The following is a 24,205-nucleotide window of genomic DNA, read 5'->3' as shown; positions in this document are numbered from 1 at the left end:
GGCGGGTTCAATCCGGTGTGGGCATTGCGCGACCCTTGGAGCGCGGGGGCGGCTCCATCGCCCAGAGCAGCGCGATGGCCGCGCACATCGGCAGGTTCTTGGAGAGCGGCCCGAACGGGTGCAGCCAGAATTCCGGCATCGCCCAGCTGATGGCCGCCGTGTAGAAACCGATCAACGCCAGCTGCAGCGGCCACAGCACGCGGGCGCGCCAGGCCGCCGGCAGGGCCAGCGTGCCGATGCCCAGCGCCAGGTCGAACACCGCCGCGCCGTCGAGCAGCAGTTCGGCCCACGCGCCGCTGGCCCCCACGCGGGCCAGCAATGCGAGGCTCTGGTCACGCGGATAGAGCCCGATGGACACCACGAAGGTCCAGATCCATACCAGCGCCACCGATGCGCGCAGCAACGGCAGCATCCATGCCAGCCAGGACGCGCGGCGCAGCGCCTCGGCACGGTGGGCGGGAACGAAGGCGCGATGCGAGCGCGGCGCGCGGCGCAGCCAGTGCGCGAAGTCGTCTGCGGGCGCGGTGTTGCCACGCAGCAGCATGCCCGCCGTGTCGGCATCGAGAAAGCTCGCCTCGAACTGTCCGGCCAGCCGCGCGCCGAAGCGGAACAGCCCTTCCGGGACCGGCAGCACCCATGCGGCGCGGGCATGGCCGAGCTGCACCCGCAGGTCGGCCAGGTAGCCGCGAAAGCTCACCGGCTCTGGGCCCACGAACGCGATGGTGCGGCTGCCCACGGGCTGCGCTTCGGCCAAGGCCAGCACGCCGGCCACCACGTCGTCCAGGTGAACCGGCTGCACTTGCTGCCGGCCACCGCCCGGAAGGACCAGCAGCGGCATCACGGCCAGCGCGGCAAAGAGCCCGGCGCTCGCACCGTCGTCGCCCCACACGAGCGAAGGCTGCACGATGGCCGATGCGACCCGGCATTGCCGCAGATGGTGGTCGGCCTGGCCCTTGCTGCGGTGATAGCCGCTGGCGGCGTCGGTTGCGGCGCCCAGCGCGGAGACCTGGATGACCAGCGCCACGCCGGCCGCAGCGCAGGCCTCGAAGAGTTGCACCGGGCCGCGGTGATGCACGGCATCGAACTCGCCCGCATGCCGCTCGCGCAGCACCCCGGCCGCATTGATGACGATATCGCCGCGGCGCAAGTGCCCGGCCCAGAACGAAGCCGGCGGAGCCTGGGCCAGGTCGGCGCAGATCCATTGCGTGTGCGCCTGCGGCCAGGTGGCCTGCGCGCGTGCGCTCCCGGGGTCGCGTGCGGTGCACAGCAGGTCGGCGCCGCGGTGGGCCAGGGCTTCGGCGAATGCGCGTCCGAGGAAGCCGGATGCGCCGACGATCACCACTCTCATCGCTCGTCTTTCGCGGTGCCGCGCCAGCCCCGGGCTTCAACGGCCGGCCGGACGGTTCGCCACCGCACAGCCCAGCGCAAGACCGACCGCGAAACTCGCGTACACCGCGGCCAGCGAGGCTTTGGACAGGTGGTGCTCGAAGCCCGGCGTCAGGCGCCTGGGCGTGGCCAGGAAGTCGACGGCACATGCGACACCTGCCGCCATACCCGCGCCCGACAACGCCGCGGGCAGCGATTGCGCGGGCCGCCGGTTGGCATGCAGCCAGGCATAGAGCACCGCCCAGAAAGTTGCGGAGCCGTGGTGGATGGCGTAGCCGAGCACCGTGTGGCGCAGCGTCGGCGACTTCCTGAACAACGCCTCGCGGTCCCATATCCAGTGGCTGATGGCGTTGTGGGGCGCCGAGGAGCTTCCCGCCTCGCGGCGGCCGCACACCGCCAGCGCCATGCTCGATGCCACGCTGGCGAAGGCGCCGGCGATGAGGCCGGTTCTGAGGACCGAACTCGCCGGGCTCCGGACGGACGTGTTCATCGGGCGATCTCCTTGCTTCATGCGCGGAGCTTGGACGCTCGGGGCTGCCCGGCGAGTGCGACGCGGAGCACGGCAACGTAGGCCTGCATCGCCGCGCGGCCGTCTCCAATGGCTGACGCACGGGGCCGCCGTGGCCGGCGATCTGGCGCCTCGCTGTTCTGTGTTTTCGCGACAGGCTTCCAAGCCGCCGTCCGACACCCTGTGCTATCGCCCCGGCGCAGCGTTCGGAAAAAACCGCACGGAAGGAAGACCGAGATGATCGAGAGAATGAAGGCTCAACAAGCGAGGAACGACGAGCGCGACAACCGGCGCGTCTTCCGGTGGGGCATTGGCGCGGCGATCTTCGTCTTCTTGCTGGCGCTGGCCTACAACTTCCTGACGCAGACGAGGGAGGAAGGCCCGGTCAAGCCCGAGACGCCGACACAGAGTGCGCCTGCGGGCACAGCGCCGCAGGCATCGCCGGAAAATACCGCACCAGCAAGTACCCCGGCCAAGTAGCGGTGCGGCGCAAGGCGCCGCGCCTCAGGAAGCCTCTTCCCAGCTCAGGAGGCCCATTTGCGTGGCCTCGCGGACCGCTTGCGTGCGCGACTTGACGTCCAGCTTGCGGTAGATGCTCTTGAGCTGGGCCTCGATCGTGTTGATGGAACGGTGCGTGTCCTCGGCGATCTGCCGGTTGCTTTGCCCCTCGGAAATGAGCCGCAGCACCTTCAGTTCGCGCGGCGACAAGAGGCCCTTCGAGGCCGCGGCGGGCCTGGGTTCGGCCGTCGCAGGCAAGGCGTCGAGGATGCGCCGCGCAATTGCCGATGCCGCCGGGGAGTTGCCGAGCTCGATCGATCGCATCAGCGAGGCGAGGTCCATGGCGTTGGCCTTTGCGAACATGTCGCGCACGGCGCCCGCGGCGGCTGCGGAGTTCACGCGCCAATCGTCGTTGGCCGCGGCACGCGGGAGCCTGCCGATCGCCGGCCCCCCCGCCTGCTGCCAGGAGGGATGCCGCTTGATCGTCGATTCGGTGTGCGTGATGGACATTTTCAATTGCTCGCCAGCGTTGGCGATCCGCAAGACTGGAACCTGGAGGCCGTCAACCTGCAAGTTCCTGGAACATGGATGAGACTGAATCGATGCTACGGAGAACGCCGGCTCCTGGCATCCGCTTTCGGGCCGCAGATGTGGCGCGCGTCACAAATTGGACAAAGTTGATACAACTTCAGGAACACGGCCGCGGCGCGCAGCCCCGGGGTTCGCGCGGCTCCAGGTCGTCGGGCGGCAGGTCGAAGTCGGTCGCCGCGAAGTCCGCGGGCACGTGCACGCCGTCGTCGTCGCGGCGCACAAGGCCGCGGTTCTCCATGTCGCGCATGGTCTTGTTGACCACCTCGCGCGAGAGGCCCGAATAGGACGCGATCACCGACTGGGTGATGCGCTTGTCATACGCGCCGGTCGTGGCGGGTGCCAGCTGCGTCAGCTGATGGAGCACGCGGCCCACGAGGTCTTCGGAGGACAGGGCGGAAATCCTCCGGAGCTGGCCGCGCATCAGGTTCATTCGCTTCATCGCGATATCGAGCAGCGCCATGGCCACGTGCGGGTGCCGCTCGCAAAGTTTTCGCATGGCGGAAATTGGAATGAGGTACACCGACGAAGGCAGCGCCGCGATCAGCGTCTGGGTGGACTGGTGGCGGTCTTCGGAAAGGGAGGAGCCGAGAAAGAAATCGTCCCGGCGGATGAACTCGGTGGTCACGTCGCCGCTGCCGGCGCGGCCATGCGCCACCACGCGCAAGAGGCCGCTGGCGACGCAGTAGAAGCGGTCGGTCCATTCGTCCACGGCAAGAACGGTTTCATTGCGCCGGTAGGAACGAAGCTCGCTGGCCTGGACCAGCGCCGCGCGTTCTGCAGGCGGCAGGCCCGAAACCAAAGTATTCAGATACATGTCCCGATGATGCGGGAAAGCCCCATGGGCGCCTACCCATGAATTAGGGATGACCCCTGGGACAACCCGGGAACACGCCTGACCTTGTTACAAATCAGCCTTCTTTCTTCAACGCACGCTGGCGCTCCCCGGCATCGGGAACGCTCTCCTGCAAGCCGCCGATGTGCGTCGATGCGAATTCCGCCCCCACATGGATGCCCTGCCCGTCGCGCCAGACCAGGCCTCGGCTTTCGAGGTCGCGCATGATCTTGTTGACCAGTTCGCGCGAGAGCCCCGAATAGGAGGCGATCACGGCCTGGGTGATGCGCTTGTCGAACCCGCCGGTGCTTGCGGGTGCGAGCTGGGTCAGTTGGTGAAGCACCCGCGCCACAAGGTCTTCGGACGAGAGCGAAGAGACCTTCTGCAACTGGCCGCGCAGCATCCTGATCCGCCTCGCCGCCATCTCGAACAAGGCCATGGCCACGTCGGGATGGGCTTCGCAGAGCCTGCGCATCGCGGGGATGGGGATCAGGTACACCGAGGACGGCAGCGCGGCGACCAGCGTCTGCGTGGCCCTGTGGCGGTCCTCCTGCAGGGTGGCGCCGAGGAAGAAATCGTTCCGATGGATGAAGTCGGTCGTCGCGTCGCCATCCGGGCCGCTGCCATGCTCCACCACGCGCAGGAGCCCGTTCGTCACGAAGTAGATGCTTCCGGTCCACTCCTGCGCCGCCAGCACGTTGTCGCTGCGGCGGTAGGAACGCAGCTCGCTGCATTCGATCAATGCCGCGCGTTCGGTCGGGGGCACATTGGCCATCAGCGGATGCAGGTACATGAGGTGTCCATATTGCGTCCGGGGACACGGAATCCAGCCCATTATTGACGCTCACACGCCCTGGAGGTGTCCATCGGTAAACCGTGCCGGGCGGCACGGACCGCTAGGGCAGGTTCTCGCGGAAGATCACCTGGCTGCGCGTGGTCTCTACGCCGCCGAGCGCCTCGCGCTTGTCGCGCAGGTTGGCGAAGATGCGCACGCAGTTCACGAGCGTGGTGTGCGGGCTCTGCGTGATCACCGCGTCCATACTGCCGTCGATCAGGAGCGTGCGCGTGTCGGGGGTGAGGCCGTGTCCGATGAAGACCACCTTCTGCTCGCGCCCGGCCTCCTTCAGTGCGCGCGCAACGCCGTCTGACGCACCGCCGATGTTGTAGATGCCGCCCATGTCGGGGTACTGCTCCAGCAGCGCGCGGGTCTGGCGGTAGTTCTTGCCGGCATCGTCCTGCCCTTCGCGCAGGCCCACCACTTGGAGTTTTGGAAACATCTCGTCGATGACGTGGAGGAAACCGGCCTCGCGCTCCTCGTGCGCCTTGTAGCTCAGGCTGCCCGCGATGAGCGCGACCTTGGCGGCGCGCGCGCCGATGAAGCGGCCGATGAGATAGCCCGCGGTGCGCCCGGCCGCGCGGTTGTCGAGCCCCACGAAGGCGGCGCGCTCCGAATTCGACAGGTCTGAAATCAGCGTGACCACCGGCACCCCGCGCGCAGCGAGCGCCGCCACCGCCTCGCGCACCGCGGGGTGCTCCAGTGCCATCATCGCGATGCCGTCGCAGCGCTGGCCATGGCGACGCAGCGCATCGGCCAGCTCGTGCGGGTTGAAGCTCTCGATGAAGACGGTGCGGCACTGCACGTTGAACGGCGCCCAGTGCTCCTGCGAATAGCCCACCATGTCGCCCAGCATGCGCAGGAACCGGTTGGTGCCCGCGGGCAGCAGGAACACCAGCCTGAGGGGCGGCGGCGTGAGCGCGGCGTAGAGCTCGGGCCCGGGCAGGTAGTCGAGGTCGCCCGCGGCCTTGAGCACGCGCTGCACGGTGGCGTCGCGCACGCCGGGGCGCCGGTTGAGCACGCGATCGACGGTGGCGGTCGACACCTGGGCGGCACGCGCGATGTCGACCACGCGGGCGCGGCGCGCATCGGTTGGAGGGTTCTCCCGCATACATCAAAAACCATCAAGCCAGAGTTTGACCTGGATCATGCAGGCTTTTATCTTCACTGGGCCCCGATTACAAGGATGCATCAGATTGCATCAACCGCATCACGGAGACAAGACATGACATCGCTGACCCGCCGCAGTGCATTGCGCACGCTTTCCGCCCTCCCCGCAGCCGGCATCGCGGCGGCCTTGCCGCGCATCGCGCGCGCGGCCGAGTTCTCCTACAAGTACGGCAACAACCTGCCGCTGACGCATCCGCTGAACATCCGCGCGCAGGAGGCGGCCGACCGCATCGCCAAGGAAACCAAGGGCCGCGTCGAGATCAAGATCTTTCCCAACAACCAGCTGGGCGGCGACACCGACATGCTGGCCCAGGTGCGCTCGGGCGGCATCGAGTTCTTCACGCCCTCGGCGCTGGTCATTGCCACGCTGGTGCCGGTGGCAGCCATCAATGCGGTGGGCTTTGCCTTCAACGACTACGCCCAGGTCTGGTCGGCCATGGACGGCAAGCTCGGCGCGCATGTGCGCGGTGCCATTGCCAAGTCGCGGCTCTACGCCTTCGAGAAGATGTGGGACAACGGCTTTCGCCAGACCACCAGCAGCAAGGCGCCGGTCACGAACGCGAAGGACATGGACGGCCTGAAGATCCGCGTGCCGGTGAGCCCGCTGTCGATCTCGATGTTCAAGGGCCTGGGCGCCGCACCCGCGAGCCTGCAGTTCAGCGAGGTCTACTCCGCCCTGCAGACCAGGATCGTCGATGCGCAGGAGAACCCGCTGCCGATCATCCAGGTCGCCAAGCTGTTCGAGGTGCAGAAGTTCTGCTCGCTCACCAACCACATCTGGGACGGCTACTGGTTCATTGCCAACGGACGTGCCTGGGAGGCACTGCCCGACGACCTGAAGACCATCGTCGCGCGCGCCATCAACGACGCCGGCATGCAGCAGCGCGACGACATCAGGAAGCTCAACGAGTCGGTCGTCGGCGACCTGCAGGCCAAGGGCCTCACCATCAACCGCCCGGTGGCCGAGAGCTTTCGCGCCAAGCTGCGCGAATCGGGTTTCTACGGCGAGTGGAAGGGCCGATTCGGCCCCGAAGCGTGGGCGCTGCTCGAAGGCGCGGTCGGCAAGCTGGCCTGACCGTCCATGGTGCATGAATCGACTTTCGAGGCCGCCCCGTTCGTGGGCGCGGGGCCGTCGGCCAACGCACTGAGCGGCATGGCGGGCCGCGCCGACCGCGTGCTGGGCGGCGTGGTGGAGGCGGTAGCCGCACTGCTGGTGCTGGCCGAAATCGGCGTGCTGTTCGCGGGCGTGGTGTCGCGCTATGTGTTCCATGCGCCGCTGGTGTGGTCGGACGAGCTCGCGTCCATTCTCTTTCTCTGGCTGTCGATGCTGGGCGCCGTGGTGGCATTGCGGCGAGGCGAGCACATGCGCATGACCGCGCTGCTGCAGAAGGTGGCGCCTTCGACGCGCGCGATGCTCGATGCCTTCGCCATCGCGGCCTCGATCGCTTTCCTGGTGCTGATCATCTGGCCGTCGATCGACTATGCACACGAAGAGTCGTTCATCGTCACGCCCGCATTGGAGATCAGCAACGCCTGGCGCGCCGCGGCCATTCCGGCCGGCATCGGCATCATGGTGGCGATGGCGCTGCTGCGTTTGCTGCGCGTGTGCACCGGGCGGCAGATCGCGGTGGCGGTGCTGGGCATGGCCGCGTTGGTCGGCGCCTTCTGGCTCGCTGCGCCGCTGTTCGGCGCGCTCGGCAAGTTCAACCTGGTGATCTTCTTCGTGGTGGTGGTGGCCGCCACCGTGCTCTCGGGCGTGCCCATCGCTTTCTCTTTCGCGCTGGCCACCTTCGGCTACCTGGCGCTGACCACGCGAACGCCGCTGCTGGTGATGGTGGGCCGGCTCGACGAAGGCATGTCGCACCTCATCCTGCTTGCAGTGCCGCTCTTCATCTTCCTGGGTGCACTGATCGAGATGACGGGCATGGCGCGCGCCATGATCCAGTTTCTTGCGAGCCTCTTGGGCCATGTGCGCGGCGGCCTCTCGTATGTGCTGATCGGCGCAATGTACCTGGTGTCGGGCATCTCGGGCTCCAAGATCGCCGACATGGCGGCCATCGCGCCCGTGCTGTTCCCGGAGATGGTCAAGCGCGGCGCCAAGCCCGGCGACCTGGTGGCGCTGCTCTCGGCAACGGGCGCGCAGACCGAGACCATTCCGCCGTCGATCGTGCTCATCACCATCGGCTCGGTCACGGGCATTTCGATTGCCGCGCTGTTCACCGGCGGGCTGCTGCCGGCGGTGGTGCTGGGCGCCGCGCTGTGCGTGGTGGTGTGGTGGCGCTACCGGCGCGAAGACCTCAGCGGTGTGCAGCGCCACAGCAAGCGCGAGATCGGCAAGCTGCTGCTGGTTGCGCTCCCGGCGGTGCTGCTGCCGTTCGTGATCCGCGCCGCCGTGGTCGAAGGCGTGGCCACCGCCACCGAGGTGTCGACCATCGGCATCGTGTACTCGGCGCTGGTCGGGCTCTTTGTCTACCGGCAGTTCGACTGGAAGCGGCTCAAGCCGATGCTGGTCGACACGGCATCGCTCTCGGGCGCGATCATCTTCATTGTCGGCTGCGCCACGGCCATGGCCTGGGGGCTCACGCAATCAGGCTTCTCGCAAGACCTGGCGCGCGTGATGGGCGCGCTGCCGGGCGGTGCCTACGGCTTCCTGGCGGTGTCGATCGTCGCCTTCATCGTGCTGGGCAGCGTGCTCGAGGGCATTCCGGCCATCGTGCTGTTCGGGCCCCTGCTGTTCCCCATTGCCAAGGCCGCGGGCGTGCACGAGGTGCACTACGCGATGGTCGTCATCTTCGCGATGGGCATCGGCCTTTTCGCGCCACCCTTCGGCGTGGGCTACTACGGCGCCTGCGCCGTGAGCAAGGTCAACCCCGACGAAGGCATCCGGCACATCTGGGGCTACATCGCCGCGATGCTGGTGGGCCTGGTGATCGTGGCCGCCTTCCCGTGGTTCTCGACCGGCTTCCTGAAGTTCTGACAACAACACACTCACATCAACGGAGCCAACCGCAATGAGTCGATTCCTCGGCGAGATCCGCCAGCTGGGCTATGTCGTGCACGACATCGAGGCCGCCATGGACTACTGGAGCACCACACTGGGCGTGGGCCCGTGGTTCTACAACCCGAAGGTGCCCATCAGGAACTACCGCTACAAGGGCGAGGCGCACGAGCCGCACAACTCGGTGGCGCTCGCCAATTCGGGCTACGTGCAGGTGGAGCTCATCCAGACGCGCAACGACGTGCCGTCGATGTACCGCGACTTCCTGCAGGCTGGGCGCACCGGGCTGCAGCACGTGGCCTACTGGACGGCCGACTACGACGCCGACCTGGCGCGCCTCACCGCCCAAGGCTTCAAGCCCGTGATGAGCGGAGAGGTGGGTGAGCGCGGCCGCTTCATCTACTTCGACACCGAATACCACCCCGGCACGGTGATCGAGCTCTCCGAAGTCGCAGGCCCCAAAGGCAAGATGTTCGACCTGATCCGCAGTGCCTCCGAAGGCTGGAACGGCAGCGAACCGGTGCGGCCCTTCCCCGACCTGAGCAAGCTGTGAGCACGTCGATGGCGCCTGCCGAACGCATCCATGCGCGCTACCTGATCGAAACCCCGCTGGAGCCGGCCGCGGTGGCCGAGGTGATGGCGGGCGAGCAATCGTGCGGCACCTTCACGCGTGTCGAAGGCGAGACCGATGCGCTGCGCGAACGCGCGCGGGCCACGGTCGAGGCCATCACCGAGCTTGCGCCTGCCGAGGCGCCCGCCCTGCCGAACGCGCTGCTCGAACGCAAGGGCACGCGCGGGCCGTGGCGGCGCGCGCATGTCGACATCTCGTTTCCGGTGGCGAACATCGGCGCCAACCTGCCGACGCTCGCGGCCACGGTGTCGGGCAACCTGTACGACCTGGGCGAGGTGACGGGCCTCCGGCTCGAATCGCTGCGCCTTCCTGCTGCCTACCGTGCACGCTTCGAGATGCCGCGCGCCGGTGTCGCGGGCACGCGGCGCACGACCGGTGTCGCAAGCGGTGCGCTGGTCGGCACGATCATCAAGCCGAACGTGGGACTCTCCGCGGCCGAGACCGCCGGGCTGGTTGCAAGGCTCTGCGCCGCGGGCGTCGACTTCATCAAGGACGACGAGGTCTGCGCCGACCCCGCGCATGCGCCGCTCGCCGAGCGCGTGCCGGCCGTGATGGACGTTGTGCGCGCGCACCAGCAGCGCACCGGCAAGCATGTGATGGTGGCGTTCAACATCACCGACGAAACCGATGCTATGAAGCGGCATGCCGACCTCGTCGAGCGCGAAGGCGGATCGTGCGTGATGGCCAGCCTCAACTGGTGCGGGCACGCCGGCATCCAGACCCTGCGGCGCCACACCGGGCTGGCACTGCACGGGCATCGCAACGGCTATGGCGCGCTGTCCAGGCATCCGCTGCTGGGCATTTCGTTCCAGGCCTACCAGACGCTGTGGCGGCTTGCGGGCGTGGACCACATGCACGTGCACGGCCTGCAGGGCAAGTTCTCGCAGCCCGATGCCGAGGTCATCGAATCGGCACGCGACTGCTTCACGCCGCTCACCGATGCCGCGGACGACCGCGTGATGCCCGCGTTCTCGTCGGGCCAGTGGGCCGGCACCGTGCCCGCAACCTGGGCCGCCATCGGCAGCGACGACCTGCTCTTCATGGCCGGCGGCGGCATCCTCGCGCATCCGGACGGTGCGGCGGCCGGCGTCGCCAGCATCCGCCAGGCCTGGTCGGCTGCGCGCGCGGGCACCGCGCTGGACGAAGCGGCGCGCAGCGCGCCCGAGCTGGCACGCGCCCTCTCCTTCTTCGGCAAGCCATGAGCACGGCTCCGGCCATCGTCTACTACGGCGATGATTTCACCGGCGCTACCGACACGCTCGGCACCGCGGCACGCGCCGGCTTGCGCACCCTGCTGTTCCTGAAGACGCCCGGCGCCGCGCGGCTCGCACAGGCCGGGCCGCTCGACGTGCTGGGCATCGCGGGCGCCGCGCGCGCCATGTCGCCGGAAGCCATGCAGGCCGAACTGGCACCTGTCGCCGCCCTGTTCCGATCGCTGGGCGCGCGCGTGCTGCACTACAAGACCTGCTCGACCTTCGACAGCGCGCCGCACATCGGCTCGATCGGCGCGGCGGTGCGCGCGCTGCGAGGCGCGGTCGAGCAGCCGTCGACCGCGATCGTGGGCGGCCAGCCCAACCTCGGGCGGCATTGCCTCTTCGGCAACCTGTTTGCCGCAGCCGGTGCCGGCGGCGAAGTGTTCCGCATCGATCGGCATCCGACCATGAGCCGGCACCCCGTCACGCCGATGCCTGAGGCGGACCTGCGGCTGCACCTGGCCGAGCAGGGCCTGGCCGATGTGCGTTCCATCCCTTTCACGGTGGCCTCGCAGGGGCCGGATGCGCTCGGCGAGGCATTGCGGCGCACGTTGCGCGCACCCGCATCCGGTGGCGCCCCACCCGGCGCCGTGCTGTTCGACGTGGCCGATGCCGCGCAGCTTGCCGCCATCGGCGAAGTGCTGTGGGCGCGGGCGCAGCGTGCCACGCTGCTTGCCGTCGGTCCGAGCAGCGTGGTCGATGCGCTGGCTGGCGCGCTGGGCACGCGCAACGTTGCTACGCCTGCGCCACGGCAAGTCGCGCCCGCACGCGGTGCGGTGCTGGTGCTGGCCGGCAGCCTCTCGCCCGTCACGGCGCGGCAGGTGGCGGCGGCAGCGTCCTTCGATGTCGTGTGGCTCGACGCCGCCGGACTCGCAGGCCGGAATGCAGCCACGTTGGAGCGCCACGCCCAAGAGATCGCGCAGGCCTTGGCGCAGGGCCGCCATGTGCTGGCTTGCACGCGACCCGGCGGACATCCGCTTGCCCTGAACCCGGTCGATGCCCGCGCGCTCTCCCTGGCCGGCGGCGAGCTGCTGGCCAGGGTGCTGGCCATGGCGCCGCTGCAGCGCATCGGCATTGCCGGTGGCGACACCTCGAGCCACGCCGTGCAGGCGCTCGACGCATGGGGACTCTCCTATGCGGCGGACATGGGTGCCGGTGCATCGCTGTGCCGCGTCCACAGCGACCTCGCGTCACTCGATGGCGTGGAGATCATGCTGAAGGGCGGCCAGATGGGTTCCGAGGACGTCTTCGAGCGGCTGGTGCGGGGCTGCGCCGCCTGACCCACTTGGCGATCCACCCCTGGGTACCCTGTTTTGAGGCGGCGGCCTACATCGCGGCCCGCCATTTGGACGCGAGACGGCCGACTCCCCGGTATTAATGTGAACTTTTCACATACAGATTGTTTTTGCCCGCGGAGCCACCGCGATTCGCAATAGCGATGGGAAGACTTTGCCGTCAGGACATTGGGCCGGCACCTTGGCAGTGTGGCGCCGCCCCTCGGAGAATCGAAATGCCGCTCTTTCTTTTGTTGAGGCTGCAACGGGTGCAGCTGCCTGTTCGCGTCACCGATCCGGACGAAGTCCGGCAAGTCTCGGTGCTTGTGGCCACCGGCCTGGTCGATGCCGACTTCGCCACCATCAAGTCCCGGGTGCGGCACGCCGTGATGCGCGTAGCCACAGTCACGCGCATCACGGAAGATGGCCTGGCCGAGATCGCAAGCACGGGCAAGACCCCCGCGCCCCCACAGGCCTTCATTCGCTTCGCCGGGGGATTGCGGCTGCTCTGATCCGGTCAAGCCGCGTTGCGGCGCAGGAACATATGCGTGGCCCGCTCGCCGGCTACTTGCCGGTCGCAGCGGTAGCCCAGCGCCGGAAGGTCCAGCCCTGCGAACAACGACTCGCCCTTTCCCAGCAGCACCGGCCGCACGGCCAGGTGCAGCTCGTCGATCAGCCCGGCCTTCAGGTACTCGCGCATGGTTGCGACGCCGCCGCCCACGCGCACGTCGCGCGCGCCCGCGGCGGCCTTTGCCAGCGCCAGGGCCTCATGGATGCCGCCAGTGACGAAATGGAAGGTGGTGCCGCCCCGCATCGCCAGCGGCGCACGGGCATGGTGGGTCAGCACGAAAACCGGAACGTGGTACGGCGGCTCGTCGCCCCACCAGCCCTTCCAGTTCTCGTCGGGCCAGGGACCGCGCACCGGTCCGAACATGTTGCGTCCCAGGATCCAGGCACCCATCTCCGCAAAGCCTTGTTCGGCCATGTCGTTGTCGACGCCGGTCTCGCCGTTGGCCGCGCCGGTTTGCTGCATCTGCTGCCAGACGCGCGTCGGAAAGAACCAGTCCATCAGTTCGGGACCCCGGACGCCCAGCGGATGTTGCAGGCTCTGGTCAGGGCCGGCGGCGAAACCATCGAGCGAAACGCCGAAGCTGCGCACGAGCAAGCGGGTCATGGTGTCGGTCTCCTGCAGGAAGAGCGCCAGTCTATCCATAGTCACAGTGGCAGACCTATTCCCAGCGCCCTTGATACGAGAAGGTCGGCAACTTCCAACCGAACCGAATGGCTTGCATGCGCAGCGCAAGGCCCACGGCGAAGCTGAACGTGGTGTTCAATGCGGGATTGAGGTCGAACGAGCGCAGGAGCAGAAAAAGGCAGCAGACCACCAGCGACACACTGGCATAAAGCTCGCGCTGGAACACGACAGGTATCTGGTTGCACAGCACGTCACGCACCACACCCCCGCAGATGCCCGTGATCATTCCAGCCATGACCACCACCGGCAGCGCATAGTCCAGGCGTAGCGCGATGTCACAGCCGATCAGCGAGAACGCAACCAAGCCCATCGCGTCGAGCGCCAGGAAAAGGCGTTTGAGCTTGTGCATGTGGGCAGCGATCAGCGTTGTGAACAGCCCCGCAGCAATCACCAAGCCGACGTATTCGGGGTGTTTCGTCCACCCGATAGGAAAGTTGCCCAGGATCACGTCGCGCACGGTCCCACCACCGAGCGCGGTGACGAAGGCGATCACCGCGACACCGAAGATGTCCATGCTGCGGCGCCCCGCCGCCAGCGCACCGGACATGGCTTCAGCCACGATGGCAACGACATAGATGAAGGTCATCATCATGCGGACGCCTCCGGCAAGAGGGGGCCGTGCCGCATGGCACTAACGATGAAAATGATAGACACAGAGGAACTCATGTTGCCGCTTCTTCGCGAGCAGCTTCAGGGCCGCGAGGCGCCGCCCACCGGCGACGACCTCGAAGTCCCCATCGTCGCCGAAAGGAATTACGGTGAGGTTCTGCAGGAGGCCCAGACGCCGGATGCTTGCCGCCAGCGCAGCGATCGACGTGCGCGCCTTGCGGCGCACGTTGCGCTTGGACGGCCGCGCGCGCAGCCGTGACAACGGCACCAGCACCATGTTCTGCGCAGGCATGGTCGCTTCAAAGGTGGAAACTTCTGGCGGATCAACAGTATTCATGATCGAACTCCTGTCCCATGTCGGGACGTTGGAAAACAAAACTGGAAAGAAACGAAAACCGGAACTGGATTCAGGGCGTGGGTCTGTGCAAAGGCGCTCTCCTTGGGTGTTGGGCTCCGCAGGGGCCGCGAAGCCCTTTCGCGGCCATACAGGCCGACTGGGGCCGGCGCGGGTGCGCCGTCAAGGGAGAACAGCGAAGGCGCTGGCGCGGCCCGCAGGCGAAGCCGAGGACACGGGCGCCGCAGCGGCCCTTGACGGGAGGAGCGCCCGCAGAGGCCAGGCAAGCCGCAGGCAGCGGCGCGCAGGTGGCGGGTACCGCCACTGGAGAGATGAGATCGAGGGAATCGGCCGGCACCGGCCGCCGGCCAGATGCACGCGCGCAGCGCGCATGCGAGTAGGAATAAAAAGGGGCCGAAGCCCCCTTCTCCCTTCTGCTACATCAGCCCGTGCTCTGCCATCGAATAGATGACGCAGCCGCCGACGATCAGGTGATCCAGCACCCGCACGTCCACCAGCATGAGCGCGGTCTTGAGGATCCGCGTGAGCGCTTCGTCGGCTGGTGACGGCTCTGCCTGTTGGGTCAGAGATCGGCGGAATTCAACAACGTGACAAAGAAAACACTCAAACCTAGTGGAAAAACGCAAGTTGATCGTGGCGACCCCGTGTCGCGATCAGGCTGAGCGCAGCGAGGTCGGTGCCTGACCAAGCACGTCAATGATTCCGACCAGATCTTCAAGATCTTCCGCGTGGCAGGGAATTGGAGTCGGCGCAAAACATCCTGCCATTGCTGTCGAGTTGCGGACTGACCGCGCACCAGACGTGGGTCGCCGCGCCCTTGCGGCACCGATTACAGGTCACGGGCTAGATCGACCACCGGCCGTCCGTTCTCATCGACCAAGCCGTTCTTCTTCAGCGTTTCCCTAGGATCTCTGAAAGATTCGCTTCACAGGTCCACCATCAGCACGTCGCCGTGCGCACGTGAACAGCACGGCAGGAACGCTTCGTTTCGGACCTTTTCCTGCGAGGTAAGGAACGAGTCACGATGGTCCACAATGCCTTCGAGCACTGGCGTCAGGCACGATCCGCACACTCCCTGCTGGCACGAAAACGCGACCTCGATGCCGCAGCGGGTCAAGGCCTGCAGCGCGCTCTCCGCGGCGGCGACGGTGATGCGTTTGCCGCTTCGCACGGCGATCAGCTCGAACGCGCGATCGCCACCGGACGTCGGCGCCACCGCCGCCGCCTGGAAGTACTCGTGATGCAGTCTCCTTTCATCCCAGCCGGCTGCCCGCGCGATGCCCAGCACGTGATCCATAAAGCCCTGAGGTCCGCACACATAGAGGTGCGCACCGGACGGTTGCGAGGCGAGCACGGCTCCGCCGTCGAAGGCGCTCTGTGCCTCGTCGTCCGAATACAGGTGTACCGCGTGCGCGAACGGCGCGCGCTGCAGTTCGTCGGCGAAGGCCATGCGGTCTCTCGATCGCGCGCAGTAGTGCAGCGCGAAACGCGCGCCGCTCGCATGCAACGCAGCGGCCATGCTCATGAGCGGTGTGATGCCGATTCCCCCTGCAATGAGAACCGAGCAGGAACTGTCCGGCCGTAGCGGGAAATTGTTCCTCGGCGCCGAGATCCGCAACGCGCTGCCTTCCCGCAGTTGCACATGCATCGCCTCGGACCCGCCGCGCGACGAGGCGGCGCGCAGCACCGCGATGCGATAGCTCCGCGGCGCACGGCTGGGCCCGTCGAGCAACGAGTACTGCCGCACGAAGCCGCTCACATGAACGTCGATATGCGCGCCGGCCTCGACGGCCGGCAGCGGTGCGGCGCCCGCCGCCCCGATCTCGAAGACACAGATGTCCCTCGCGACCTCCGCTCGGGCGACAATCCGCGTCTCGATCAGCGCAGCCTGCGTCATTCCGCACACACGCGGTTAGACAGCGTGCCCACACCTTCCACCTCGACCTCCACCACGTCGCCCACGCGCATGTACAGCGGCGGCTGCCGCTTGAAACCCACGCCGCCGGGCGTACCGGTGACGATGACGTCGCCGGGCTCCAATGCGGTAAAGGTCGAGATGTAGGCCACGAGGCTCGGCATCGAGAAGATCAGCTGCTCGGTGGTCGCGTGCTGCACCGTCTCGCCGTTCAACCGCGTGGTCAGGGCCAGCACCTGACCGTCGGCTATCTCGCCGCGCGTCACCATCCACGGGCCGAAACCGCCGGTCGCAGGAAAGTTCTTTCCGGGCGTCCATTGGGTGGTGTGAGCCTGCCAGTCGCGCACCGATCCGTCGTTGTACGGGGCATAGCCCGCGACGTGTGTCCATGCGTCTTCCTCCCGGATGCGTCGGCCGCCCGTGCCGATCACGATGGCGATCTCGCCCTCGTAGTCAAAGCAAGCCGACTCGGACGGCAGCACCAGAGGCTGGCCGTGACCGGCCTGCGAGGACGCCACGCGCAGGAAGATGGTCGGCTGGCCGGTCCTCTCGCGCTTAGCCTCGACGCGGTGCGCCTCATAGTTCAGGCCCACACAGAAGATGCGCGGCGCATCGGGCACGACAGGCAGCAGGCTGACGTCGCGCAGCGCGACATCCAGCAGGGCGCCCTCGGCCAGTGCCTCGATCCCGGGCAGCCCGAGTTGCGACAGCGCGCTGGGAAGGGTCGGAAACCGCCCCTGTGAAGCGGCCTGGAGATCGGCGATACGTTCGCCGACGAGCGCGCCCCAGCGCGCCTGTCCCTGATGGGAATAGCTCAGAAGTTTCATGGTCGGAAAAGACCCCTCTCCTCGAGGGGCGTGCGGAGGAAAAAGAAGAGAACTGCGCGGAGCGGCTACTCGGCGGTGATGCCGGCCGACTTGACGATCTTTCCCCACTTGTTGAACTCCGCGAGGAAATAGGTCTTGAACTGATCGGGCGTGCCGCCGCGCACGCTGGCGCCCTGGGAGGCCAGGATTTCCTGCAGCTCCTTCTCCTGGAGCGCGGCATTGGTCTCGTGCGACAGTCTGTCGATGATGGGGCGCGGCGTGTTCGCGGGCGCAAGCAGGCCGAACCAGGTGCCGGCCTCGAAGTCGGCGACGCCAGCCTGCTGCATGGTCGGCACCTGCGGGAACTGCGGTGACCTCTGCGTCGAGGTGATCGCGATGGCGCGAAGCTTGCCGCCCTTGACCAGCGGTGCCGAGGTGCTGAAGACGTCGAACATTAGGTCGATCTGGCCGGCGACGAGATCGACCAGCGCCGGTCCGCTGCCCTTGTACGGCACGTGCACCATGTCCACGCCGGCAAGCATCTTGAAGTACTCGCCCGCGAGGTGGGCGGCGCTGCCGTTGCCGAACGAGCCGTAAGAGAGCTTGCCGGGTTTGCCTTTGGCCTCGGCGATCAATTCGCTGACGCTGTTGACCTTGAGCTCGGGCTTGACTACTAGCAGCAGCGGCTGCGTCGCCACCAGCGTGATCGGATAGAAGGACTTGATTGGGTCGTAGCCGAGCTTGGGATAGACGTGCGGGGTTACCGCGAGCGGGCCCGCGGCGCTGAACAGCAGCGTGTAGCCATCGGCGGGCGCCTTGGCCACGAAGTCCTGCCCCAGGGTGCCGCCCGCGCCGGGGCGGTTCTCGACCACCACCGGCTGCCCTAACCGCTCGGACAGCGACTTGGCCATCAGCCGCCCCGTCTGGTCGGTCGAGCCCCCCACCGCATAGGGAATGATGAGCTTGATGGGCTTGCTCGGATAGGTGTCGGCGCGGGCGGTGGCGGCGCCGAGGAAGGCGCATGCGGCTAGGGCCAGCACTGCGGGCCATCGGAATCTCGTGGGGGTCATTGTTTGTCTCCTGGATGGGTATCTAAACGCGAAACGTGCAGCTACTTGACGATGGCTTCCACCTCCGAGCCTTCGGCGACGGTATGCGGCGCCCTGGCCGGCACGCGGCCGACGGTGTCGCCGAAGCGTTCGAGCATCACCTGCTCGAACGACACGCCCTCCGAGGCGAACCAGCTACCCGAACGCAGCCGGTAGGCTTCGTGCTTCAGCGGCGCCTCGGGCTCGATGCCGCGCGCGAGCGCCTTGGCGCCCGAGAGCACCGTGCGCCGGAAACGCACTACGGCGGCATCGGAGGGCGAGAGATGCTCCCGCGTGCGGTCGCTGATACGCCCCTGGCTGTCCTGGATCATCGCGTCCTGCTCGGCAACGCCGCGCACGCCGGTGAAGCTGATGTGCTTCTGGTGTGTGCGGTCGATCAGGTACTCGTTCGAGCGATTTCGGATCGGGATGTAGTTGGCGTCGACTTCAGCGATGACGCCGTGGCCTTCCTTGAACTTCGCGACCTCTTCCTCGCCCAGCGGCCGGTCGGGGTTCCAGGCGTAGGTGTAAATCCAGCAGTTCTCGTCGTCGATCGGCACCCAGGTGTAGCCGAAGTGGGTTTCGCCGGGCAACGTCGAGGGCGTGGTGCTGTGCGAGGGCAGCGCGAACTGCGCGCTGCGCCAGTAGCGCGCGCCGCCCTCTGCGCGCCGCGCGCCGCCCACCACAAATCCGACCTCGTGCTCGAGGATCGAGAACTGCGGCAGCGGGTCTTCGCGAATCCAGCGCAGCCGCTTTTCGTCGGCGGGTGCGTCGGCGTTTGCATTCGACGGCACGCTCGGCGCCGGCATGTGCAGGAACGAGAAGTGCGAGGTGTCGAGCGCACCTTCGATCGACTGAGCCCAATTGCATTCCTGCAGTTTCTTGGTCACATACCGGTGCGATTCAGGCAGATCTGCGAACTCGAGCTGCGGCACTTGAGGCAGTTCCCGCTCCCAAGGGTCGGGGCCCATGTAGGCCCAGACGATCCCGCCGTGCTCGCGTGTCGGGTAGGCCTTCAGGCGCAGCGTGTCGTGGTAGCTCGCGCCGGGCGGGACGTTCGGCAGTTCCACTGGGCGACCCTGCAGGTCGAACTGCCAGCCATGGAACACGCAGCGGATCGCGCAGTTCTCGTTGCGGCCGAAGTACAGGTCGGCGCCGCGGTGCGGACAGCGCGAGTCGACCAAGCCGACCACGCCATCGCTGTTGCGGAACGCGACCAGCCGTTCGCCCATGATGTTCACGCGCATCGGCGCGCCATCGGCTTCGGGCAGTTCGCGCGAAAGGGCCACCGGCTGCCAGAAGCGGCGGAAGAACTGCCCCATAGCTGTCTCGGCCCCGGTGCGGGTGAGCATGTCGTTGTCGGCTGCGCTGAGCATCTTCGGGTCTCCTTTAATTCGTTGTTGCAGCGGTTTTCGTTGCAGCGGTTTTCGTTGCATCGGTGTTCTCCGCGGCCGCATCACGGCGCGCACGCGGATCGCGGATGCCATGGCCCGCGGCCCACGCCAACGTGTCCAGCGTGTGGCCCGACGGCGCGTACTCGCAGCCGATCCAGCCCTTCCAGTCCATTTGTTCGATGAGTTCGAACAGGTAGAGAAAGCGGATCTCGCCTGTGCCCGGCTCGTTGCGGCCCGGCACGCTGCCGACCTGGATATGACCGATGTACGGCCACACCGCCTTCAACCGTTCGGCGATGGCGCCCTGCTCCATCTGGATGTGGAAAGTGTCGAAGCACAGCTTCACGTTGTCACGGCCCAGCGCCTGGACCACCTCCACGCCTTCTTCGATGCGGTGGTACAGAAAGTCGGGAAAGCGCGCGCGGCAGCAGGGCTCGAGGATCAGCGTCAGCCCGGCCATACGCGCCTGGTCGGCAGCCCAGCCGATGTTGTCCTTGAAGAGGTCCATGCAGCGAGCCCGGTCCATGCCAGGGGCAATGTTGCCGGGCATCACGTGGATCATCGGCCCACCGACCTGAGAGGCGTACTCGATGGCGGTGTGAATGCTCTGCCTGAATTTCTGCTCGGCGCCCGGCAGCGCCGCATACCCACGCTCGCCGGCGTCCCAGTCGAAAGGTGAGAGGATCTGCACCAGCTGCAGGCCGTTGGCGTCGAGCCGGGCCGCGATCTCGCGCGCCGGGTACTCGTAGGGGAAGGCGACCTCCACGCCCTGGAAGCCCGCCTTGGCGGCGGCTTCGTATCGTTCGAGCATGGGGTATTCGGTGAAGAGCCACCGTAGGTTCGGATCGAATCGGAGCATCGTGTCTATGTGCGTTTATTTGCGGGATGAAGGGCATCGTAGGTAGCCGGCATTGCTAAGACAAGCTAGACTTTTTAATGTCGAAGTGAGCTTGTCTTATGAATATCGGAAACGTCACCTTCCGCCAGCTGCGCGCCTTCGTCGCCATCGCCGATGCCGGAAGCTTCGCCGCAGCGGCCGGCCGACTGCACCTCACGCCTTCGGCGCTGAGCCTGCTGATCCGCGATCTCGAACGGAACATGGGCGTGCGCCTGTTCGATCGGACCACGCGCTCCACGGCGCTCTCGCTGGCGGGCAGCGAGTTCTATCCGCTCGCACGGCAGGTGCTCGACGACCTCTCGCGCGCGCTGGAGAGCACGCAGGACCTGGAGCAAAAGAAGCGCGGCACGGTACGCATCGCATGCACGCCTCTGTATGCCGCGACCACGTTGCCCGAGATGATCCTTCGCTACCGCCGCCGGTACCCTGCCATCGCGGTCTACGTGCTTGACTCGCTCAACCAGCAGGCCACCGCGCGGGTGGTGAGCGGCGAGGCCGACCTGGGCATCGCACCGCAACGCCAGACGCCGCCCGAGCTGACACAGCAGAGCCTCATGCGTGACCGCATGCGCCTGGTGTGCCGCCCCGACCACCCGCTCGCCGCGCGAAGCCGCGTGAGTTGGGCCCAGGCACTGCAGCATCCTTTCGTGAGTCTCACGCCCGATTTCACGAACCGCCTGCAGGCCGACCTCTTCAAGCACTCGGCCTCGCTCGCGCTGCACCCGGCGCACGAGGTCTCGTTCATCACGACCGCGCTTGGCATGGTGAGGGGCGGCTTCGGTATCACAGCCCAGCCGAGCCAAGCCTTGCCGTTGCTCGAGTCCTTTGGCCTTGTCTCGCGGCCTCTTCTGTCGCCGACCGTCGATCGGCACCTGTCGCTCTTCTGTCCGCGCGCGCGAGCTCTGTCACCCGCAGCAGAAAGCTTCAGAGACTTTTTGATCGGAGAGTTATTGGAGTCCGACGACGGCCTGTGAAGGGGTCAGATGCTCAGGGAAAGCTCTCGAGTTCTCCTCCCGACGCGCCGGAAAAAAAGTACAACATCAAAACGACAAATACAACGCGACAAAGCGAAACTCGACACAGTTGCCTCGATCACCATGAATGAGGTTTCCGGGGTCGGGCGAAAACTGGGAACGGGAACGGAGCATCTCAATGCTCGTACCTCACAAGGTCGCGGCCTTCAGCGGCGACATGGCGCGATGATCTCCTGCCCGATGACCAAATCACGGCGGCCTCACCGACGATCTGGCAAGGCAGTCCGAGTACCAGCGCATCGAACTGCGGCCAGCTCAGTGTCAGCGTTCCATTGATATTTTTTCGCCAAGTGAACTTGCCGCTGTTCAACAGCCTTGCCAACCATCCGCGGGTTGGCGAAGAGGTAGACATAGTGCGGGCGTGCAGGGCCGAACACCAACACAACTCGGGTCAGAGCAGCCTCGGTGCCGGCACGCATGTCCCGCGGTTGCACCGCCATCCCAGATGGACTCGGCGCGGATCACAACGCAAGATCTCGCGAAGCCAGGCGGCGCTCGCCGCTGCGGCCGCTTGACGGCCAGTTCACGACCACTGTGGTCGCGCCGCGCTTGAGTTCGATCCGGATGTCAGGTGCTGCCGGCGAAGGGGTCGCACCGAGATGCACGGGCACGAGCGCCGCCTTGGCGTGATCCCGCTGCATGTCCATAGTCGTCTCGCCAGAGTCGGCGCTGGGCAACCGTTGACCGCCTTGCTCGATCCATCGGCGCAACAGGTTCGCATTGATTCCATTGGCCAATGCCACTGAGGCGATCGACGCGACGGACCGAGAGTAGGCGGCGACCAGGTTTGCCTTGAACCCCGGTTTGACGACACCTAAGCTCGTTCAATAGGTACGCGACACTCAGCGTGCCCTTACCTTGCCCGTGGCCGGAGCGCCACTTACGCACGAGATCGGCGTTCAGCCCATGCGCGATGGCAACCTGGAGATCGCGAGGCAAGTCGCACTTGGTGCCTAACGCACTTCGTTAATGTAGACGTGGTCCTTGGTTAACGCACGTCGCACGCCCACGATAGTTGGAACGTTGGACTGATCGAAAGCAACTTCCTCGATCATCATGATGGCAGCAGGTGTCTGTATACCAAGAAGCCTAGCATCATCAGCCGAGGCGAGTTCCGCGCTGAGTTCTTCTCTCACTGCCGAAATTTTAATCCCGTACCGCTCGACAAGATAGGTGTAGACGAGTTGAGGAACGTCTTCGTTCTTAAGGGGAAAATCCGGCACGCGTTCAGCCGCCAGAATGAAAGTGTCGAGCATTACCGGCTGTGCGTTCACCAAGCGAAGTCGCTCGAGTCGAATAACGTCCGCGTCGGCGTCCAGTCCAAGCTTTTCCTGCACCACGGAGTTCGCCTTTTCACGCACTACAGCAAGCACCCGAGCTTCGGAATGGACCAGCGAGCCGTCTCGTCTGTGCAGTCGGAAGTACTTAAAGAAGTACCTCAGTCCTCGGTGTGCAGTGCGCCCGGTAACGACAGTTCCGGTCTTGCGTCGACGGCTCAACAGCCCCTCTGCTGCGAGATCAAGCAGAGCGCGCCTCACTGTTCCGACTGCGACACCCATGGTGTTGGCCAGCGAGATCTCGCTGGGCAACACATGACCTGGGGGCCAAGCCCCCAGGTCGATGGCCTCGGAAATCTGGCGCTTGACTACTTCGTGCAGCGGCGAACTCGACAGTTCAGTGATGCGCTGCACAGGCGAGTTATCGCCTGCTGCCTGCGCGGATCGTTCTTCGACTTCGAGCATCTGTTCCCGTCCGGTGACTCAACTGTAATGTTTATATTTTGCCAGTAATAGGTCGCACGTTTGTGCTCGGTCGATGGCCTAGTTGTGAAGCTTCAATAGGTTGTATCCGGTGTTCATCCGGATTGGGTTTGAGAGACTGGAAGTCGCCAAACACCCAATCCACTCAGGACGCCCAACCGGATGAACACCCATAAGCATGCCCGACTTACCTTTGCCCGCCGAATCGAGATGGTCAAACAGATGACCTTGGAAGGCCTGGATGCCGTGCGAGCCGCAGCCGCACACGGCGTCACTGCGCCAACGGCCAGGAAGTGGCTCGGTCGTTATCTGGCCGGCGGCGAAGCCGCGTTGGCCGATGCGTCCTCCAGGCCCACGCGCTCGCCCAGGGCCATCGATGCGGGCAAGGCCTTGCTCATCGTCGAGCTGCGCAAACGCCGAATGCTGCAGGCTCGCATCGCCCGCAGCGTGGGCGTCTCGGAGTCCACTGTCAGTCGCGTCCTGGCGCGAGCGGGCATGTCCAGGTTGAGCGATCTGGAGCCTGTCGAAGCGGTCGTGCGCTATGAACACGAGGCGCCCGGCGATCTGCTGCACATCGACACCAAGAAGCTTGGGCGCATCGTGCGGCCCAGCCACCGTGTCACAGGAAACCGGCGCGACTCGGTCGATGGAGCAGGCTGGGAGACGCTGTTCGTGGCCATCGACGACCATGCAAGGCTGGCATTCACCGCCATGCACCCGGACGAAAAGCAAGCGCAGGCGGTCCTGTTCCTGCGCAATGCGGTGGCCTATTACGCCCGCCTGGGCATCATCGTCAAGCGGTTGCTCACGGACAACGGCCCAGCGTTTCGCTCGCGCGAGTTCAGGGCAACCTGCACGGAACTGGGCATCAAGCACAGCTTCACGCGACCCTACCGGCCGCAGACCAATGGCAAGGCCGAGAGGTTCATCCAGTCCGCGCTGCGAGAGTGGGCCTACGGCTGGACCTACCAGAACTCGGCCCATCGAACCGATGCCCTGGCAAGCTGGCAGCACCACTACAACTGGCATCGCCCGCACAGCGGTATCGGCGGCGTCGCGCCCATCTCCAGAATCAACTCGTCAAGAAACAACCTCTTGACGCTTCACACCTAGTC

24 protein-coding genes and 2 pseudogenes are annotated in these 24,205 nt (G+C 66.3%); 9 read left to right on the top strand and 17 right to left on the bottom strand.

Annotated features, from left to right (window positions below):
* Positions 1 to 7 precede the first annotated feature (7 nt).
* Positions 8 to 1,348: an SDR family oxidoreductase gene (locus ABID97_RS11820; protein WP_354398663.1), complete on the bottom strand. Its 1,341-nt coding sequence runs from the start codon at positions 1,346 to 1,348 to the stop codon at positions 8 to 10.
* A gap of 36 nt (positions 1,349 to 1,384) precedes the next feature.
* Positions 1,385 to 1,876: a hypothetical protein gene (locus ABID97_RS11815; protein ID WP_354398662.1), complete on the bottom strand. Its 492-nt coding sequence runs from the start codon at positions 1,874 to 1,876 to the stop codon at positions 1,385 to 1,387.
* Between the two features lie 255 nt (positions 1,877 to 2,131).
* Here ABID97_RS11815 and ABID97_RS11810 point away from each other — a divergent pair, with 255 nt between their 5' ends.
* Positions 2,132 to 2,374: a hypothetical protein gene (locus tag ABID97_RS11810; protein WP_354398661.1), complete on the top strand. Its 243-nt coding sequence runs from the start codon at positions 2,132 to 2,134 to the stop codon at positions 2,372 to 2,374.
* Between the two features lie 24 nt (positions 2,375 to 2,398).
* On the opposite strand, the gene ABID97_RS11805 is transcribed toward ABID97_RS11810, so the two are convergent.
* From ABID97_RS11805 to ABID97_RS11790, 4 genes are all read right to left on the bottom strand, one after another.
* Positions 2,399 to 2,902, bottom strand: a complete 504-nt coding sequence (locus tag ABID97_RS11805) for a helix-turn-helix transcriptional regulator (RefSeq protein ID WP_354398660.1) — start codon at positions 2,900 to 2,902, stop codon at positions 2,399 to 2,401.
* A 178-nt stretch (positions 2,903 to 3,080) separates the two neighbouring features.
* A complete protein-coding gene (locus ABID97_RS11800) occupies positions 3,081 to 3,797 on the bottom strand; it encodes a Crp/Fnr family transcriptional regulator (protein ID WP_354398659.1) in 717 nt (238 codons plus the stop codon).
* 94 nt (positions 3,798 to 3,891) lie between these two features.
* Positions 3,892 to 4,608 carry a Crp/Fnr family transcriptional regulator gene (locus tag ABID97_RS11795; protein WP_354398658.1) on the bottom strand — a complete coding sequence of 239 codons (717 nt, stop codon included), beginning with the start codon at positions 4,606 to 4,608 and terminating at the stop codon, positions 3,892 to 3,894.
* A 103-nt stretch (positions 4,609 to 4,711) separates the two neighbouring features.
* Positions 4,712 to 5,761: a LacI family DNA-binding transcriptional regulator gene (locus tag ABID97_RS11790; protein ID WP_354398657.1), complete on the bottom strand. Its 1,050-nt coding sequence runs from the start codon at positions 5,759 to 5,761 to the stop codon at positions 4,712 to 4,714.
* Between the two features lie 114 nt (positions 5,762 to 5,875).
* On the opposite strand from ABID97_RS11790, the gene ABID97_RS11785 reads away from it, so the two are divergent.
* The 6 genes from ABID97_RS11785 to ABID97_RS11760 all read left to right on the top strand — a co-directional run bounded on the left by ABID97_RS11785 (position 5,876) and on the right by ABID97_RS11760 (position 12,488).
* Entirely contained in the window at positions 5,876 to 6,895 is a 1,020-nt protein-coding gene (locus ABID97_RS11785; protein WP_354398656.1) for a TRAP transporter substrate-binding protein, read from the top strand.
* A gap of 6 nt (positions 6,896 to 6,901) precedes the next feature.
* Positions 6,902 to 8,797 (top strand): TRAP transporter large permease, encoded by a 1,896-nt coding sequence (locus ABID97_RS11780; RefSeq protein WP_354398655.1) that lies wholly within the window; start codon positions 6,902 to 6,904, stop codon positions 8,795 to 8,797.
* Between the two features lie 34 nt (positions 8,798 to 8,831).
* A complete protein-coding gene (locus ABID97_RS11775; RefSeq protein WP_354398654.1) occupies positions 8,832 to 9,371 on the top strand; it encodes a VOC family protein in 540 nt (179 codons plus the stop codon).
* 8 nt (positions 9,372 to 9,379) lie between these two features.
* On the top strand, positions 9,380 to 10,651 hold the full coding sequence (locus ABID97_RS11770; RefSeq protein ID WP_354401739.1) for a ribulose-bisphosphate carboxylase large subunit family protein: 1,272 nt from the start codon (positions 9,380 to 9,382) through the stop codon (positions 10,649 to 10,651).
* Complete coding sequence (locus ABID97_RS11765; protein ID WP_354398653.1) at positions 10,648 to 11,982, top strand: four-carbon acid sugar kinase family protein; 1,335 nt, start codon at positions 10,648 to 10,650, stop codon at positions 11,980 to 11,982. The genes ABID97_RS11770 and ABID97_RS11765 overlap by 4 nt, the downstream gene beginning before the upstream one ends.
* Positions 11,983 to 12,212: 230 nt before the next feature.
* Entirely contained in the window at positions 12,213 to 12,488 is a 276-nt protein-coding gene (locus ABID97_RS11760; RefSeq protein ID WP_354398652.1) for a hypothetical protein, read from the top strand.
* Between the two features lie 5 nt (positions 12,489 to 12,493).
* Here ABID97_RS11760 and ABID97_RS11755 read toward each other — a convergent pair whose 3' ends face one another.
* The 9 genes and pseudogenes from ABID97_RS11755 to ABID97_RS11715 form a co-directional block, all read right to left on the bottom strand.
* Positions 12,494 to 13,150: a dihydrofolate reductase family protein gene (locus ABID97_RS11755; protein WP_354398651.1), complete on the bottom strand. Its 657-nt coding sequence runs from the start codon at positions 13,148 to 13,150 to the stop codon at positions 12,494 to 12,496.
* Between the two features lie 55 nt (positions 13,151 to 13,205).
* Positions 13,206 to 13,820, bottom strand: a complete 615-nt coding sequence (locus tag ABID97_RS11750) for a trimeric intracellular cation channel family protein (protein ID WP_503012815.1) — start codon at positions 13,818 to 13,820, stop codon at positions 13,206 to 13,208.
* Positions 13,821 to 13,898: 78 nt separating this feature from the next.
* Positions 13,899 to 14,177 (bottom strand): annotated as a pseudogene (locus ABID97_RS11745) (ParB N-terminal domain-containing protein); the annotation flags it as partial.
* A gap of 434 nt (positions 14,178 to 14,611) precedes the next feature.
* A pseudogene (locus ABID97_RS11740) lies at positions 14,612 to 14,749 on the bottom strand (JAB domain-containing protein); the annotation flags it as partial.
* A gap of 371 nt (positions 14,750 to 15,120) precedes the next feature.
* Complete coding sequence (locus ABID97_RS11735) at positions 15,121 to 16,092, bottom strand: PDR/VanB family oxidoreductase (RefSeq protein ID WP_354398649.1); 972 nt, start codon at positions 16,090 to 16,092, stop codon at positions 15,121 to 15,123.
* The gene (locus ABID97_RS11730; RefSeq protein ID WP_354398648.1) at positions 16,089 to 16,937 is read right to left on the bottom strand and encodes a fumarylacetoacetate hydrolase family protein; all 849 of its coding nucleotides are present in this window, start codon (positions 16,935 to 16,937) and stop codon (positions 16,089 to 16,091) included. Before ABID97_RS11730 ends, ABID97_RS11735 begins: the two co-directional genes overlap by 4 nt.
* A gap of 65 nt (positions 16,938 to 17,002) precedes the next feature.
* Positions 17,003 to 17,986, bottom strand: coding sequence for a Bug family tripartite tricarboxylate transporter substrate binding protein (locus ABID97_RS11725; protein WP_354398647.1), 984 nt, complete (start codon positions 17,984 to 17,986; stop codon positions 17,003 to 17,005).
* A gap of 41 nt (positions 17,987 to 18,027) precedes the next feature.
* Entirely contained in the window at positions 18,028 to 19,380 is a 1,353-nt protein-coding gene (locus tag ABID97_RS11720) for a Rieske 2Fe-2S domain-containing protein (RefSeq protein WP_354398646.1), read from the bottom strand.
* Between the two features lie 13 nt (positions 19,381 to 19,393).
* Complete coding sequence (locus ABID97_RS11715) at positions 19,394 to 20,209, bottom strand: hydroxypyruvate isomerase family protein (RefSeq protein WP_354398645.1); 816 nt, start codon at positions 20,207 to 20,209, stop codon at positions 19,394 to 19,396.
* Between the two features lie 146 nt (positions 20,210 to 20,355).
* Between ABID97_RS11715 and ABID97_RS11710 the strand changes: the two genes are divergently transcribed.
* Positions 20,356 to 21,270, top strand: a complete 915-nt coding sequence (locus tag ABID97_RS11710; protein WP_354398644.1) for a LysR family transcriptional regulator — start codon at positions 20,356 to 20,358, stop codon at positions 21,268 to 21,270.
* A gap of 521 nt (positions 21,271 to 21,791) precedes the next feature.
* On the opposite strand, the gene ABID97_RS11705 is transcribed toward ABID97_RS11710, so the two are convergent.
* Both ABID97_RS11705 and ABID97_RS11700 read right to left on the bottom strand, forming a co-directional pair.
* Complete coding sequence (locus ABID97_RS11705; RefSeq protein WP_354398643.1) at positions 21,792 to 22,073, bottom strand: hypothetical protein; 282 nt, start codon at positions 22,071 to 22,073, stop codon at positions 21,792 to 21,794.
* A gap of 210 nt (positions 22,074 to 22,283) precedes the next feature.
* Entirely contained in the window at positions 22,284 to 23,072 is a 789-nt protein-coding gene (locus ABID97_RS11700; protein WP_354398642.1) for a GntR family transcriptional regulator, read from the bottom strand.
* A 180-nt stretch (positions 23,073 to 23,252) separates the two neighbouring features.
* Between ABID97_RS11700 and ABID97_RS11695 the strand changes: the two genes are divergently transcribed.
* Positions 23,253 to 24,203, top strand: a complete 951-nt coding sequence (locus ABID97_RS11695) for an IS481 family transposase (RefSeq protein WP_354397515.1) — start codon at positions 23,253 to 23,255, stop codon at positions 24,201 to 24,203.
* The last annotated feature ends 2 nt before the right edge of the window (positions 24,204 to 24,205 follow it).

Origin of the sequence: Variovorax sp. OAS795 (genome assembly GCF_040546685.1) — a bacterium.
Classification (GTDB): Bacteria; Pseudomonadota; Gammaproteobacteria; order Burkholderiales; family Burkholderiaceae_C; genus Variovorax.
The sequence above is the reverse complement of the archived record's forward strand: the minus strand, read 5'-3'. Positions and strand labels throughout refer to the sequence as shown.

Bases quoted from the DNA above. Each gene is read 5' to 3' on its own strand.
- ABID97_RS11730 (WP_354398648.1), bottom strand. From the start codon at position 16,937: ATGAAACTTCTGAGCTATTCCCATCAGGGACAGGCGCGCTGGGGCGCG.
- ABID97_RS11725 (WP_354398647.1), bottom strand. From the start codon at position 17,986: ATGACCCCCACGAGATTCCGATGGCCCGCAGTGCTGGCCCTAGCCGCA.
- ABID97_RS11790 (WP_354398657.1), bottom strand. From the start codon at position 5,761: ATGCGGGAGAACCCTCCAACCGATGCGCGCCGCGCCCGCGTGGTCGAC.
- ABID97_RS11710 (WP_354398644.1), top strand. From the start codon at position 20,356: ATGAATATCGGAAACGTCACCTTCCGCCAGCTGCGCGCCTTCGTCGCC.
- ABID97_RS11780 (WP_354398655.1), top strand. From the start codon at position 6,902: ATGGTGCATGAATCGACTTTCGAGGCCGCCCCGTTCGTGGGCGCGGGG.
- ABID97_RS11750 (WP_503012815.1), bottom strand. From the start codon at position 13,820: ATGATGACCTTCATCTATGTCGTTGCCATCGTGGCTGAAGCCATGTCC.
- ABID97_RS11820 (WP_354398663.1), bottom strand. From the start codon at position 1,348: ATGAGAGTGGTGATCGTCGGCGCATCCGGCTTCCTCGGACGCGCATTC.
- ABID97_RS11695 (WP_354397515.1), top strand. From the start codon at position 23,253: ATGAACACCCATAAGCATGCCCGACTTACCTTTGCCCGCCGAATCGAG.
- ABID97_RS11765 (WP_354398653.1), top strand. From the start codon at position 10,648: ATGAGCACGGCTCCGGCCATCGTCTACTACGGCGATGATTTCACCGGC.
- ABID97_RS11720 (WP_354398646.1), bottom strand. From the start codon at position 19,380: ATGCTCAGCGCAGCCGACAACGACATGCTCACCCGCACCGGGGCCGAG.
- ABID97_RS11815 (WP_354398662.1), bottom strand. From the start codon at position 1,876: ATGAACACGTCCGTCCGGAGCCCGGCGAGTTCGGTCCTCAGAACCGGC.
- ABID97_RS11700 (WP_354398642.1), bottom strand. From the start codon at position 23,072: ATGCTCGAAGTCGAAGAACGATCCGCGCAGGCAGCAGGCGATAACTCG.
- ABID97_RS11735 (WP_354398649.1), bottom strand. From the start codon at position 16,092: ATGACGCAGGCTGCGCTGATCGAGACGCGGATTGTCGCCCGAGCGGAG.
- ABID97_RS11715 (WP_354398645.1), bottom strand. From the start codon at position 20,209: ATGCTCGAACGATACGAAGCCGCCGCCAAGGCGGGCTTCCAGGGCGTG.
- ABID97_RS11760 (WP_354398652.1), top strand. From the start codon at position 12,213: ATGCCGCTCTTTCTTTTGTTGAGGCTGCAACGGGTGCAGCTGCCTGTT.
- ABID97_RS11795 (WP_354398658.1), bottom strand. From the start codon at position 4,608: ATGTACCTGCATCCGCTGATGGCCAATGTGCCCCCGACCGAACGCGCG.
- ABID97_RS11810 (WP_354398661.1), top strand. From the start codon at position 2,132: ATGATCGAGAGAATGAAGGCTCAACAAGCGAGGAACGACGAGCGCGAC.
- ABID97_RS11755 (WP_354398651.1), bottom strand. From the start codon at position 13,150: ATGACCCGCTTGCTCGTGCGCAGCTTCGGCGTTTCGCTCGATGGTTTC.
- ABID97_RS11785 (WP_354398656.1), top strand. From the start codon at position 5,876: ATGACATCGCTGACCCGCCGCAGTGCATTGCGCACGCTTTCCGCCCTC.
- ABID97_RS11775 (WP_354398654.1), top strand. From the start codon at position 8,832: ATGAGTCGATTCCTCGGCGAGATCCGCCAGCTGGGCTATGTCGTGCAC.
- ABID97_RS11770 (WP_354401739.1), top strand. From the start codon at position 9,380: ATGGCGCCTGCCGAACGCATCCATGCGCGCTACCTGATCGAAACCCCG.
- ABID97_RS11805 (WP_354398660.1), bottom strand. From the start codon at position 2,902: ATGTCCATCACGCACACCGAATCGACGATCAAGCGGCATCCCTCCTGG.
- ABID97_RS11800 (WP_354398659.1), bottom strand. From the start codon at position 3,797: ATGTATCTGAATACTTTGGTTTCGGGCCTGCCGCCTGCAGAACGCGCG.